At 67.2% G+C, this 13,383-nt stretch carries 10 protein-coding genes and 1 tRNA gene; 6 read left to right on the forward strand and 5 right to left on the reverse strand.

Annotated elements, in window-relative coordinates; all coding sequences use genetic code 11:
* The first annotated feature begins 30 nt into the window (after positions 1-30).
* From K244_RS0106525 to K244_RS0106540, 4 genes are all read left to right on the forward strand, one after another.
* Entirely contained in the window at positions 31-864 is an 834-nt protein-coding gene (locus tag K244_RS0106525) for an SHOCT domain-containing protein (RefSeq protein ID WP_020185450.1), read from the forward strand.
* Positions 865-1,025: 161 nt separating this feature from the next.
* Positions 1,026-1,898 (forward strand): 50S ribosomal protein L11 methyltransferase, encoded by an 873-nt coding sequence (locus K244_RS0106530; RefSeq protein WP_020185451.1) that lies wholly within the window; start codon positions 1,026-1,028, stop codon positions 1,896-1,898.
* A 49-nt stretch (positions 1,899-1,947) separates the two neighbouring features.
* Positions 1,948-2,265, forward strand: a complete 318-nt coding sequence (locus K244_RS0106535) for a hypothetical protein (protein WP_020185452.1) — start codon at positions 1,948-1,950, stop codon at positions 2,263-2,265.
* 59 nt (positions 2,266-2,324) lie between these two features.
* Positions 2,325-4,139 carry an aminopeptidase P family protein gene (locus tag K244_RS0106540; RefSeq protein ID WP_020185453.1) on the forward strand — a complete coding sequence of 605 codons (1,815 nt, stop codon included), beginning with the start codon at positions 2,325-2,327 and terminating at the stop codon, positions 4,137-4,139.
* A gap of 24 nt (positions 4,140-4,163) precedes the next feature.
* Here K244_RS0106540 and K244_RS0106545 read toward each other — a convergent pair whose 3' ends face one another.
* From K244_RS0106545 to lon, 4 genes are all read right to left on the reverse strand, one after another.
* Positions 4,164-5,528, reverse strand: a complete 1,365-nt coding sequence (locus K244_RS0106545; protein ID WP_036305545.1) for a glutamate--tRNA ligase — start codon at positions 5,526-5,528, stop codon at positions 4,164-4,166.
* A gap of 76 nt (positions 5,529-5,604) precedes the next feature.
* Positions 5,605-5,680: transfer RNA gene (locus tag K244_RS0106550), tRNA-Val, on the reverse strand.
* A 128-nt stretch (positions 5,681-5,808) separates the two neighbouring features.
* A complete protein-coding gene (locus K244_RS0106555; protein WP_280949663.1) occupies positions 5,809-6,201 on the reverse strand; it encodes an HU family DNA-binding protein in 393 nt (130 codons plus the stop codon).
* 110 nt (positions 6,202-6,311) lie between these two features.
* Entirely contained in the window at positions 6,312-8,738 is a 2,427-nt protein-coding gene (lon, locus tag K244_RS0106560; protein WP_020185456.1) for an endopeptidase La, read from the reverse strand.
* A gap of 344 nt (positions 8,739-9,082) precedes the next feature.
* Between lon and K244_RS0106565 the strand changes: the two genes are divergently transcribed.
* Both K244_RS0106565 and K244_RS0106570 read left to right on the forward strand, forming a co-directional pair.
* Positions 9,083-10,696 (forward strand): FAD-dependent oxidoreductase, encoded by a 1,614-nt coding sequence (locus tag K244_RS0106565; RefSeq protein ID WP_081761546.1) that lies wholly within the window; start codon positions 9,083-9,085, stop codon positions 10,694-10,696.
* 140 nt (positions 10,697-10,836) lie between these two features.
* Positions 10,837-12,360 carry an FAD-dependent oxidoreductase gene (locus K244_RS0106570; protein WP_020185458.1) on the forward strand — a complete coding sequence of 508 codons (1,524 nt, stop codon included), beginning with the start codon at positions 10,837-10,839 and terminating at the stop codon, positions 12,358-12,360.
* A gap of 31 nt (positions 12,361-12,391) precedes the next feature.
* Here the strand turns inward: K244_RS0106570 and K244_RS21550 are convergent.
* Positions 12,392-13,338, reverse strand: a protein-coding gene (locus K244_RS21550; protein WP_155931619.1) for an IS630 family transposase whose coding sequence is annotated in 2 segments (ribosomal slippage) — positions 12,392-13,002 and positions 13,002-13,338 — 948 coding nt in all. Because the reading frame shifts where the segments join, the coding sequence is not laid out codon by codon here.
* Positions 13,339-13,383: the final 45 nt, after the last annotated feature.

Here is a 13,383-nt window from a genome sequence, read left to right on the forward strand (position 1 = left end):
GGGTCCCGATCGCACCAAAGGAAGCGGATCATGCAGACGTCGCCGACCGACGAAGGAACACGCGTGATCGCGGAGATCGCGCAGCGCCACGGCTTCGGCCTTGAAGCGGGCCAGGCCATGGTCGCGGCGCTGGAGGCCGGCGCCGGCGCGATGGCGCAGTTCAGCCATCACGAGCTCGGCGGCATGGGCCAGTGGTCGCGCGGCGGCATGCTGATGATCGGCGACATGTTCAACAACGGCCTGAAGGCCCGGGTCGGCGCCCTCGCCGACGACCTCGCCGCCGCGATGGCCGGCGGCGCGATCCCGGCCCGACGGCCCGCCCCCGGCCAGTCCTCCGCGGGTTTTGCGAACTGGTGGCCCGAGGAGCTCGGCGCGCCTTCCGCCACCGGCGCGCAGAACGGACGGCGCTACGCGGTGTTCCCGGCCATGCGCCGGCTCGCGATCGAGCGCGACGGCCGGGTTCGGATCTACGACACCAGGGACAACAACATCGGCGGCGCCGGCCAGCAGCAGGGCGGCGGCGACAGCCTGAGCTTCTCAACCGACCGCGGCTCGATCGGCGTGCACGACCTCCAGGAGGTCGACGCCCAGACGACCGCCGCGCCGGAACCCACGCCCAAGTCGTCGGGCGGCTGGCAGCAGCAGCAACAGCCAGGGGCCTTGCAGACGTTCATGGAGGAGCCGAACTCCGCTCCGGTGGCGCCCGCGCAACCAGAAGAGGCGCGCGCTCCCAATCCGCGTCAGAACGTCGAGAGCGGCGACCCGATCGAGCTCATCCGCAAGCTCGCGGCGCTCAAGGACGCGGGCGCGCTCACCGAGGACGAGTTCCAGGCGAAGAAGATCGAGCTGCTCGCCCGCATCTGAGGAGGCGGGAAACGCTCCGCACAGCCACGAACGCCGACGTCCGGCGCATCGGCGGGGATCAGACAGGTTCCCCTCCACGGGCGGACCCGCTATGGCTCCCCGCACAAGGCCGGGACCCGCCGTCGAGGTTCCGCGCAACGCCGCTGAAGGTTTCCTTTCCCATGTCCACGCCCCTCGTCCGCCTCCGTCTCGACGAAGCGACCGCCAAGCGCGTCGCGGACGTGCTGGAAGAAGCCTTCCCGTTTGGCGAGGCCTCCATCGCCGCGTTCGAGGTGACCAAGGACGACTGGACGGTCGAGGTCTACGGCGGCCCGGAAGCCACCGCCGAGGAGCTGGCCGCCGCCCTGCGTGAGGCGCTCGGGCCGGAGAGCGCCGGCCTGCGCATCGAAGCCGACGCCGTCGAGGAGGCCGACTGGGTGGCGAAAAGCCTCGCGGGGCTCGCGCCCGTGCCGGCCGGCCGCTTCGTGGTCCACGGGTCCCACGACCGCGACAAGATCCCGGCGGACGTGATCGGCATCGAGATCGAGGCTGCGCTGGCTTTCGGCACCGGCCACCACGGCACCACCCGCGGCTGCCTGCTCGCGATCGACGAGTTGCTGACGGAGCGCCGGTTCGAGCGCGTGCTCGACCTCGGCTCCGGCACCGGCGTGCTGGCGATCGCCATCGGTCTGGCCCAACAGGCGCCGGTGCTCGCGACCGACATCGACGAGACCTCCGCGCGCATCGCCGGCGAGAACGCCGAGGCGAACAGGGCCGGCGCCTTCGTGGAATCCATCCACGCCACCAGTTTCGATCATTCGGTCTTCGCCGAGCGCGGCCCGTTCGACCTGATCGTCGCCAACATTCTCGCGGGCCCGTTGGTGGAGCTCGCCCCCGACGTGAAGCGTCACCTGGCCGCCGACGGCCGCGTGGTGCTGTCGGGCTTGATGAACCACGAGGAGGACCGCGTTCTCGCGGCCTATGCGGCGGAGGGTCTCGAGCTGATCGCCTCGCGCCAGCTCGAAGGCTGGTCGACGCTGATGCTCAAGGCATGAGCCGCCTTCTCGCCGGCGATGCGCTTTCGCCTCGGACGCGAGGCCTGAGATGAGCGCCAAGCCGAAGCGCGGTCCCGAACGCCGCGTCATGTACGTCGAGAGCAAGAGCGGAACCATCGAGGGCGTGGCGGCCCGGATCGGCTGGGTCGAGTTTTCGAAGACAGGCCAGACGATCTACTACCGCGGGCTGATGCTGCAGAAGGGCGTCGTGCCCCGCGGCAACTGCTTCGATGTTATTACGGGCGACGTGTATTGGGTCTCGGACGTCAAGAAGCGAGGCTCCAACACCCACCCTGACAATCTCGACCTCGAAGTCGAGATCGATCCGGACGCCCTGGACGAGTACCGGCGTATAAGGTCGACTTGACCGTCGGCGACCCTGCCCCTCGGCGGTCACGCGCGTGAAATGTTTACGGGACAGATTCGATGTTCGAGGCGAAGTTCCAGACCTTCGACGAGACCTCCGACCCGTCCCAGGGCGCGCCGCGGCTTGCGGCGCTTCGGGCGAGGCTCGCGACGCAGAAGCTCGACGGCTTCCTGCTGCCCCGGGCCGATGAGCATCAGAACGAATACCTGCCGCCCTCCGCCGAGCGCGTGGCGTGGCTCACGGGATTCACCGGCTCCTACGGTTTCGTCGTCGTGCTCGCCGACCGCGCCGCGCTGTTCGTGGACGGACGCTACACCGTGCAGGCGCGGACGCAGGTCGACGCGTCGGTCTTCGCCGCGGTGAACGTCGGCGACACGCCGCCGACCGAGTGGCTGAAGCGCAACCTCACGTCCGGCGCCCGCATCGGCTACGACCCGATGCTCCACACGATCGAGGGGATCGAGCGGCTGGAGAAAGCCGCCGACCACGCCGGCGCGGCGCTGGTCGCGGTCGAGGAGAACCCGGTCGACGCGATCTGGACCGACCGCCCCGCCCCGCCCTTGGCGCCGGTGGCGCTCCATGATCCGGCCTTCGCAGGCGAAACGGTCGACAGCAAGCTCGGTCGGATCGCCGACGAACTCGCCGCGGCGCGCGCCGACGCGCTGCTGGTGACGGACGCCCACGCCCTCGCCTGGGCGTTCAACATCCGCGGCTCCGACGTCGCGCACACGCCGCTGCCGCTTGGCTTCGCCATCATTCCGGCCCAAGGGCGGGCGACGGTGTTCCTCGACGGACGCAAGCTTTCCAACGTGGTGCGGGCGGATCTTGAAGCGAAAGCCGAGGTCGCGGAGCCGGCCGCCCTCGATCACGCTCTCGGTCGCCTCGCGGGCAAGACCGTGCGGGTCGACGCGTCCGGCGCCGCCGCCGCCTTTGTGCGGAGGCTCGAAGCCGCGGGCGCCCGGGCGCAGCGGGGCGCGGACCCGATCGCCAAGCTCAAGGCGGTGAAGAACCAGGTCGAGATCGAGGGCGCGCGGGCGGCGCAGCTCCGGGACGGAGCGGCGCTCTGCCGCTTCCTCGCCTGGCTCGACGCCGAGGCCCCCAAGGGGACGCTGGACGAAATCGGCGCGGCTGAGGCGCTGGAGAGCTTCCGGCGCGAGACCGGCTTGCTGCGCGACGTGTCGTTCCCGTCGATCTCGGCCGCCGGCGAAAACGCCGCCCTGCCGCATTACCGAGTGACGCGCGGAAGCAACGCGCGGTTAACTCCGGGTTTCTTTTTGATCGACAGCGGCGCCCAGTACGAGGACGGCACCACCGACGTCACGCGCACCGTGGTGATCGGCCAGGCCAGCGACGAGATGAAGGACCGGTTCACGCGCGTCCTGAAGGGCCACATCGCGATCTCGACCGCCGTCTTCCCCAAGGGCGTCTCCGGCGCGCAGATCGACGCCTACGCGCGGCGCCCGCTGTGGGAGGCCGGCCTCGACTTCGACCATGGCGTCGGCCACGGGGTCGGGTCGTACCTGTCGGTCCACGAGGGCCCGCAGCGCATCTCCAAGCTCGGGACCACGCCGCTGGAGCCCGGCATGATCCTCTCCAACGAGCCCGGCTACTACAAGGAAGGCCATTACGGCGTCCGCACCGAGACGCTGGTGTTGGTCGAGCGCCGGGAGATCCCCGGCGCCGAGCGCGAGATGTACGGCTTCGAAACCCTCACGCTGGCCCCGATCGACCGCCGCGCCATCGTCCCAAGCCTGCTCACGGCGGAGGAGCGCGCCTGGCTTGACGCCTACCACGCCCGGGTGCTGGCGGAGATCGGCCGCCTCGTCGATCCGGCGACGGCGGCGTGGCTCGAGGCCGCCTGCGCGCCGCTGTAAGGCGGCTTCGATACCAGACGGTCGTCAGCGCCGCGGCGCCAGGCGTTCGGCGGCGCGCTCCCGTCCGATGAAGGGCAGCAGCTTCGCGAGCTCGGGCCCATGCGGCCAGCCCGTCAGCGCAAGCCGGAGCGGCGCGAACAGCGCCCGGCTCTTCCGGCCGGTTGAGGCGCCGAGCGCCGCGGTCCAGCTTTTCCAGGTCGTCTCGTCCCACGGCTCCGGGGGAAGCTCCGCGAGCGCCTGCGCCAGAAAGTCGGCGTCCTCGTCGGTGGGGCGCTCCGCGGTCTCTGGCAGCGGCTCGGTCGCGATCCGCCACCAGTCGAGCGCCTCGTCAAGCCGGGCGAGATTGCCGCGGACCGCCTCCCAGAACGCCGCGCCGCCGCCTACGCCAAGCGCCAGAAGACGGGGCGCGACCGCGGCGTGGTCGAGGCCGTGCAGGGTCCTGGCCGAGAGCGCCTGGAGGTCGTCCTCGTCGATCCGCGCCGGCGCGCGCGACAGACGCTTCAGATCGACCAGCGCCGCCAGTTCGTCGAGGTCGGCGACCGGCCGCACGGCTTCGGCGGAGCCGATGAGCGCGACATAGGCCGCCAACGCCAGCGCCTCGACGCCGCGCTCGCGCAGCGCGCCGAGCGAGAGGCTCCCTTCGCGCTTCGACAGACCGGCGCCGTCGGCGGTGGTCAGCAGATTGTGGTGCGCGAAGGCCGGGGGCGCGGCGCCGAGCGCGGCGAACATGTCGATCTGCACCGCGGTGTTGGCGACGTGGTCCTCGCCGCGCACCACCTCGGTCACCTCGAGGTCGACGTCGTCGACCACGCTGGTGAAGACATAGAGGAAGGAGCCGTCGTCCCGCCTGACGACCGGGTCGGACAGGCTCTCAAGGTCGATCTCCTGCCGCCCGCGGACGCCGTCGTCCCAGCCGATGCGGCCGTCGGACAGCCGGAACCGCCAATGCGGCGTCCGGCCTTCGGCGCGGTAGGCCTCGCGCCGCGCGTCCGTCAAGCGAAGCGCGGCGCGGTCGTAGACCGGAGGTCGGCCGGAGGCGCGGGCGAGCCGGCGCGCACGGTCCAGCTCTTCCTCGGTCTCATAGGCGGGATAGACGCGGCCGGCGGCCTGCAGGCGCGCGAAAGCGTTCTGGTAGAGCGCCTCCCGGTCGGACTGGCGCACCTCGACGTCCGGCGCGAGGCCCAGCCAGCCGAGATCCTCGCGGATCGCCTCGGCGTACTCCTCGCGCACCCTGACGCGGTCGGTGTCGTCCAGCCGGAGCACAAAACGTCCGCCGCGCTTGCGCGCGGTCAGAGCGTTGAGCAGCAGCGTGCGGGCGTTTCCGAGGTGAAGGCGCCCCGTCGGCGAAGGCGCGAAGCGCAGCACGTCCGGAGCGCGTGTCGCAGTCACAGGGGATGTTCTCCGGGCTTCAACGGTCTATCGGCGTCGCGCTCGGCCGCGCGGGGATCGCTCGAAAGCCGGAAACTGGTGGGCGGTGACGGGCTCGAACCGCCGACCCTCTCGGTGTAAACGAGATGCTCTACCAACTGAGCTAACCGCCCTCCGGCCGGATATGGAAACGCCGCTCCCGTGCGGGAAGCGGCTGGTTCGGCCGGGCAGTTCGAGGGGCGTCGGCGGGACGCCTCTTTCCGGACGGAGCCGGAAAGATCGTCCGCGCCGACGGTCCGCGTCAGGCGTTGACGGCGTCCTTCAGGGCCTGGCCGGCCTTGAACTTCGGCGTCTTGGACTCCGGGATCTTGATGGTTTCGCCGGTGCGGAGATTGCGGCCCACGCCGGCGGCGCGCTTCACCACCGCGAAGGTGCCGAAGCCCACGAGACGGACCTCTTCGCCCTTCTTGAGAGCAGCGATCACAGCGTCGAACGTCGCGTCGACGGCCTTGGCGGCGTCGAGCTTGGTCAGGCCGGACGTCTCCGCAACTTCGGCGATCAGATCGGATTTGTTCATCGTTCCCTCCATGAACACGTCGGGAATCGCGCCTCTGGCGCGTTCCGTTGAACGAGCCCGCGCACACTTTCCGAAAAAGGCAGAGGCTGCAAGGACGGACGCGCCGTTTTCCGTCATTTTCTACGCGTTTTGACCGATACCACGGCCCCAAAGGGGTATCTCAGTCTGGACCTACGCGAAAACTCCACACCGGCCGTCCTGGGTTGGGACGGCCGGCGCGGATGGCTTCAGTGGGCCCGCATGCCCGCCGAATCGTCCTCGACAGGGTGGGCCGGCGGAGGGGTCACCGGCTCGTCCCACTCGATCGGCTCAGGCTTGCGCAGCAGAGCGCGGCTCAGCGCCTCGTCGACGAAGCGAACGGGGACGATCTCCAGCCGGCTCTTCACGCTGTCGGGGATGTCCGCCAGATCCTTGGCGTTCTCCTCGGGGATCAGCACCGTCTTGATGCCGCCGCGCAGCGCCGCGAGCAGCTTCTCCTTCAGGCCGCCGATCGGCAGCACGCGTCCGCGCAGCGTGATCTCGCCGGTCATCGCGATGTCCTTGCGGACAGGGATGCCCGTCATGATCGACACGATGGCGGTCGCCATCGCGACGCCGGCCGAAGGACCGTCCTTCGGGGTCGCGCCCTCCGGCACGTGCACGTGGATGTCCCGCTTGTCGAACATCGGAGGCTCCACGCCGAAGTCGACGGCGCGGCTGCGGACGTAGGACGCCGCGGCCGAGATCGACTCCTTCATCACGTCCTTCAGGTTGCCGGTCACCGTCATGCGGCCCTTGCCGGGCATCATGACGCCTTCGATCGTCAGCAACTCGCCGCCGACCTCCGTCCAGGCGAGACCCGTGACCACGCCGACCTGGTCCTCGGTCTCCGCCTCGCCGTAGCGATAGCGCTGCACGCCGAGGTAGTCCGCGAGGTTCGCGTCCGTGACCTTGACCGACTTCTGCTTCTTCGCGAGCACCAGCTCCTTCACCGCCTTGCGGGCGAGGTTGGACAGTTCGCGCTCCAGGTTGCGGACGCCGGCTTCCCGCGTGTAATGACGGATGACCGCGAGCAGCGCCGCGTCGTCGACCGAGAACTCCTTCTCGCCGAGGCCGTGCTTGGTGAAGATCTCGGGCAGCAGATGCCGCCGGGCGATCTCGACCTTCTCCTCCTCGGTGTAGCCGGCGATGCGGATCACCTCCATCCGGTCCATCAGGGCCGGCGGGATGTTCAGCGTGTTCGCCGTCGTCACGAACATCACGCTCGACAGGTCGTAGTCGACCTCAAGGTAATGGTCGTTGAACGACGAGTTCTGCTCGGGGTCCAGCACCTCCAGCAGCGCGGACGCAGGGTCGCCCCGGAAGTCCATGCCCATCTTGTCGATCTCGTCGAGCAGGAAGAGCGGGTTCGCCTTCTTCGCCTTCTTCATCGACTGGATGACCTTGCCGGGCATCGAGCCGATGTAGGTCCGGCGATGACCGCGGATCTCCGCCTCGTCCCGCACGCCGCCGAGCGACATGCGGACGTACTCCCGCCCCGTCGCCTTGGCGATCGACTTGGCGAGCGAGGTCTTGCCGACGCCGGGAGGGCCGACCAGGCACAGGATCGGGCCGGTCAGCTTGTTGGCGCGGCTCTGCACGGCGAGGTACTCGACGATGCGCTCCTTGACCTTCTCAAGCCCGAAGTGCTCCGATTCCAGCAGCTTCTCGGCCGCCGGCAGGTCCTTCTTGACGCGGCTCTTGACGCCCCACGGGATCGACAGCAGCCAGTCGAGATAGTTGCGCACGACGGTCGCTTCCGCCGACATCGGGCTCATCTGCCGCAGCTTCTTGAACTCGGCGTCGGCCTTCTCGCGCGCCTCCTTCGAGAGCTTGGTCTTGGCGATGCGCTCTTCGAGCTCGCCCAGATCGTCCCGGCCGTCGTCGTCGCCGAGCTCCTTCTGGATCGCCTTCATCTGCTCGTTCAGGTAGTACTCGCGCTGGGTCTTCTCCATCTGGCGCTTGACGCGCGTGCGGATGCGCTTCTCGACCTGCAGCACCGAGACTTCGCTCTCCATGAGCGACAGAACCTTCTCGAGCCGCTGGAAGACGTCGACCAGCTCGAGCACCGCCTGCTTCTCGGGGATCTTGACCGCGAGATGCGAGGCGACGGTGTCGGCGAGCTTGGACGCCTCCTCGATCTGCGTGACGGCCCCGACGACCTCCGGAGAGACCTTCTTGTTGAGCTTCACGTAGTTGTCGAAGTCCGCGGTGACGGAGCGCGCCAGCGCCTCGACCTCGACCGGATCGCCGATCTCGTCCTCGATTGGCTGGATGCGCGCCTCGAAATAGTCCGTGCGGTCGGTGTAGCCGACGACGCGGGCGCGCGACTGGCCCTCGACCAGCACCTTGACGGTGCCGTCCGGGAGCTTGAGCAGCTGCAGCACGGAGGCGAGCGTGCCCACCTCGTAGATGCCGTCGGCCGCCGGATCGTCGTCCGTCGCGTTCTTCTGGGTCGCGAGCAGGATCGGGCGATCCGCCTTCATGACCTCTTCGAGGGCGCGGATCGACTTTTCGCGACCCACGAACAGGGGCACGATCATGTGGGGGAAGACCACGATGTCGCGAAGCGGCAGCACCGGATGGACGTCGGCGCCGCCGGTGTCGGCAGGCGCGCGCGATTTGGCAGTGGTCATCGTCTGGTCCTTGTCACCGGCCCGCGCCGGACGCCTTGGGAGCGCGTCACGGCGGAGCCACGATTCGGCGCGGTCGTCGGCTGCGAGCCTAAGGCCTCGCGGGGCGACCGCCCAAGGGGAAGCGCGCAGCGGAGAGAGGTCTGTGCACGCCTAGTTGAAGGATTAGGTGGCCCTCGCCTTGGGGGGTGTCAAGAATGGAACATGTGCGGGGAAACTCCTGCCCAGGACCCCCGCGATAACAACGGGCCTTACTCATACACACTTGCCCCAATATTGACACCATCGGCGGGTGCAGGCGACATGTCCGAAGATATTTTGCCAACTCCCACTTGTCGGATCGAATGATGTCAAATAACGCGTTTGCGTTAACGCGCCGCACGGCCCTTTTGGGTCTGGGCGGCGGCCTGCTTTTGCCTCTTATTCCGCGTCCGCTTGCCGCGGCGGCTCCTCATTACGGGGTGTTGGTGTATGGCGGCACTCCGTCGGGGGTTATGGCCGCCTACGCGGCTGCGCGCGAAGGCCAACGCGTGGCGCTCGTTCTAGGTCCCAACTCGTTGGGGGGAATGTGCGCCAATGGTCTGGGTTGGTCGGACGCGCCCAACCAGAAATGGATCGGCGGCCTCGCGATGGAATTCTTCCGAAGAGTTGGAAAACTCTACGGAATGGCGAGCCGCGAAACGCTTTTCGAGCCCAGCGTCGCGCTCAGGGCGTTCAAAAGCTTCATCAGCGAAGCTGGGATCGAGATGTACACGAACGCCCTCGCGGTCAGCGTGGGGAAAGAAGGCGTGCAACTGAAATCGATGACTCTGACGACCGGAGCGACGCTCACCGCCAGCGCCTTCGTCGATGCGTCGTATGAAGGCGACCTGATGGCGCTTGCGGGAGTCACCTATATCTACGGACGCGAGCCCCAGACGGCCTTCAACGAGGACGCAGCTGGCTACAATCAGTATCCGCTCGTTCGCAGCTACAAGACGCGCGATTCGGCAGGGCGGCTGCTGCTCGGAATAAATCCATACAGAAATCAGGCGGTTGGAAGCTCCGATAAGGGCGTCCAAGCCTACACGTTCCGTCTCTGCCTTTCAGACGATCCCAAGAACAAAGCCCTATGGAAAGCGCCTGCTGGCTACAATCCAGACCGCTACCTCTTTGATCTGCAGCGCATCGGCAACGATTCCGAATTCATAGCCGGACCCCTAAACCACAACCGAAAGTTTGACCGCAACGGCAATCAACCCGGAGCGTCCTGGGGATATCCGAACGGCACTCGGGCGGCCCGCGACGCAATTTGGAAGGACCACTACAATTACCAAGCCGGTTTGATGTACTTTTACGCGACCGATAAGCGCGTTCCCGCAAACTACCGGGAGCAGGTTAACGCCTATGGTCTTGCTCTCGACGAGTTCACCGCGACCGGGAATTGGCCGCGGCAGCTGTACATCCGCAGCGGCAGGCGTCTTCGGGGGCGATACATCTTCCGCCAGAAGGACACGCAGACCGAGGTCACCAAAGCCGACTCGATCGGCGTCGGCTCCTACTCGTTGGATTGCCACACGGCACAGTATCAAGAGACGGCCGCGGGGAAGATGATGTTCGAAGGCACGATTCCCTCGCCTCACAGCAAGACGACCCCCTACCAGATCCCGTTCGCCAGCCTTTATCCGCACGAACGTGAGGCGACGAATCTACTCGTCTCCGTCTGCGTCTCCGCTACCCACGTTGGCATTGCCAGCCTGCGCATGGAGCCGCAGTACATGATGATGGGCGAAGCGGCCGGGGTTGCGGCGGCGATGCTCGTGAAGGGCAACACGCCTGTCCAGAAGGTGAGCGTCGCGGATCTTCAGAAGACGCTGCGCGCACACGGCGCCGTTCTGTCGACGTCGGAATCCAGCCTCTCGGCCAGCGCTAGTTCTCGACAGACCGGCCCCGCGCCAATGGCCGCCCCGGACGATCTCTGACCGCAAAATACGGCCCGCCGCCGTCACGGAACTCTCGGCGCGCAATGACGTCGTTCGGTCAGTCCCGGAGGGATCCCTCTGGGCCCGCCGGCTATCTGGATCGCGCTGGCGGGGGTCAGCTGACTACAACGGGGAAAACCATGCGAGACATCACGCGGCGCGCCGCCGTTGCCGGCCTTGCCTCCGGGCTAACGCTCCCGTTCGCCTTCCGGAGCCTCGGCGCCGAGGCTCCGCGCTACGGCGTTCTTGTGTATGGCGGCACAGCGTCAGGCGTGATGGCGGCTTTCGCCGCAGCCCGGGAGGGCGTGCGAACGGCGCTCGTCCTCGGACCCAATCCGCTGGGCGGCATGCCCGCGAATGGCCTCGGATGGTCCGACGCGCCCAATCAGAAATGGATCGGCGGCCTGACTATGGAGTTCTTCCGGCGCGTTGGAAGAGCTTATGGCAAGCCCCACCCCGTAACGGAGTTTGAGCCGCACGTGGCCTATGCCGTCTTCAAGCAGATGGTGCGCGAGAGCGGTGTCGACATGTACACTAACTCGCTTGCGATGGAGGTCGCCGTCGAAGGCGGGAAGCTCCTTGGGATTAAGCTGAACACCGGACTATCGTTGAGCGCGGACGCCTTCGTGGACGCGTCTTACGAAGGCGACCTCATGGCGATGGCGAAAGTCAGCTACGTCGTCGGCCGGGAAGCCGGCATAGCCTTCAACGAGAGCGGCGCGGGGTACGACCGGCTGCCGACCATCCGAAGCTACAAAACCCGCGACACGGCGGGGCGGCTACTACCCGGCATCAATCCCTACACTGGACAAACTGTGGGATCCGGCGACAAACGAGTTCAGGCGTATACGTTTCGCCTGTGTCTATCGAACGATCCTAAGAACCGGGCCGCTTGGCGCGCCCCGCCCGGCTATGATCCGGATCGCTACGTCGTCGAAGCTAACCGTCTCGGGGCGAACAGCACCTTCGTCGCAGGCCATCTCGCCGCCGACAAATTCGATCGCAACGGCAACTTCCCAGGCGGATCCTGGGCATATCCCGATGGCGACAGGACGACCCGGAACAAGATTTGGCGAGAGCACTACAACTATCAGGCTGGACTTATGTATTTTTACGCGACAGACCGTCGGGTACCGTCGCAGTTTCGCGAGCAGGCGAACGCCTACGGTTTGGCGTTGGATGAGTTTACCAACGCCGGCAACTGGCCGACGCAGCTCTACATCCGAGCCGGTCGTCGTCTCCGAGGCTCCTACATTTTTTCGCAAAAGGACTGTCAGACCGCAGTGACCAAACCCGACTCGGTCGGGATCGGCAGCTATCCGCTCGACACGCATGTGACGCAGTATCAGGAGACTGCTGATGGCAAACTGAATTTCGAGGGCTGCATCTCCCATCCCACGGCCGAGGTAAGCCCCTACCAGATCCCATACCGGATCCTCACCCCTCATGCCGTCCAGGCCGCGAACCTGCTTGTCTCCGTGTGCGTCTCCGCAAGCCATGTCGGCATCGCCACCCTCCGCATGGAGCCGCAGTACATGATGATGGGCGAGGCTGCGGGGCTGGGGGCCGCCCTGGCCGCAAAGAACAAGATAAGGGTCCAGTCGGTTCCAGGTAGCGAACTGCAGGGAAAACTCCGCGCTTACGGAGCGGTCCTGTCCATTTGATCTGAACAATCGCCTCTAGAGCAGATTCGCTTTAATCCGGCTCGTATCCTGCGGCTTTGAAGAAGTTGGCGCATTCGCCGGGCTCGACGAGAGCCGCGATGCGGGCGATTGCGTCCCAGAGGCCGTCGACGGACCGCTTGGCGGCCTTTCGGAGCAGCGCCTTGAGCTTTGAGAAGGCGTTTTCGATCGGGTTGAAGTCGGGGCTGTAGGGCGGGAGGTAGAGCAGCGTCGCGCCAGCTGCTTCGATCGCGGCCCGGACGCCCGCTCCCTTGTGGCTGCCGAGGTTGTCCATGACCACGACGTCGCCGGGCTTCAGCTCTGGGACGAGGACCTGATCGACATAGGCCTGGAAGCTTCGGCCATTGATCGGTCCGTCGAGCGCCATGGCTGCGACCATGCCAGTGAGCCGCAGGCCCGCCACGAAGGTCGTCGTCTTCCAATGACCGTGCGGGATCGCGGCGCGCAGCCGCTCGCCCTTCGGCGCTCGGCCGCGGCGTCTCGCCATGTTGGTGGACGCCCACGTCTCGTCGACGAAGACGAGCCGTTCCGGATCGAGCTCGGGCTGAGCCTCGAACCAGTCCTGCCTGCGCTTCAGGACGTCCGGCCGTTCCTGCTCCTCGGCGTGCGCGGTCTTTTTTTGACCGTCAGCCCGGCGCGGCCGAGAAACACCCACACCGCCGTCCGTCCGACCGCGACCCCGCGATCCGCCCTGATCTGCGCAGCAAGCTCAGTCAGCGTCATGTCGGTCGTGCGGGCGAGTTCCAGCACGTAGTCGCGGTGCGGATCGAGCTTCGAGCGCCGCGGCTGGCCCTGCCGGCCGGGCGTGCGGTCGCCGCTCTGGCGCGCCTGACGCACCCAGCGGATCGCCGTCGCGATCCCGACCCCGAACCGGGCCGCCGCATGCCGCGCCGGCGTCCCGTTCTTCAACGCCGCATCGATCACCCGGTCCCGAAGGTCTTGGCCGTACGCCCGAGCCATCCTTCATTCCTCCGCCGCATCAACGACAAAGGACTCGCACAGCTC

The sequence above is a fragment of the Methylopila sp. 73B genome (assembly GCF_000526315.1).
In the GTDB taxonomy this organism is placed as follows: domain Bacteria; phylum Pseudomonadota; class Alphaproteobacteria; order Rhizobiales; family Methylopilaceae; genus Methylopila.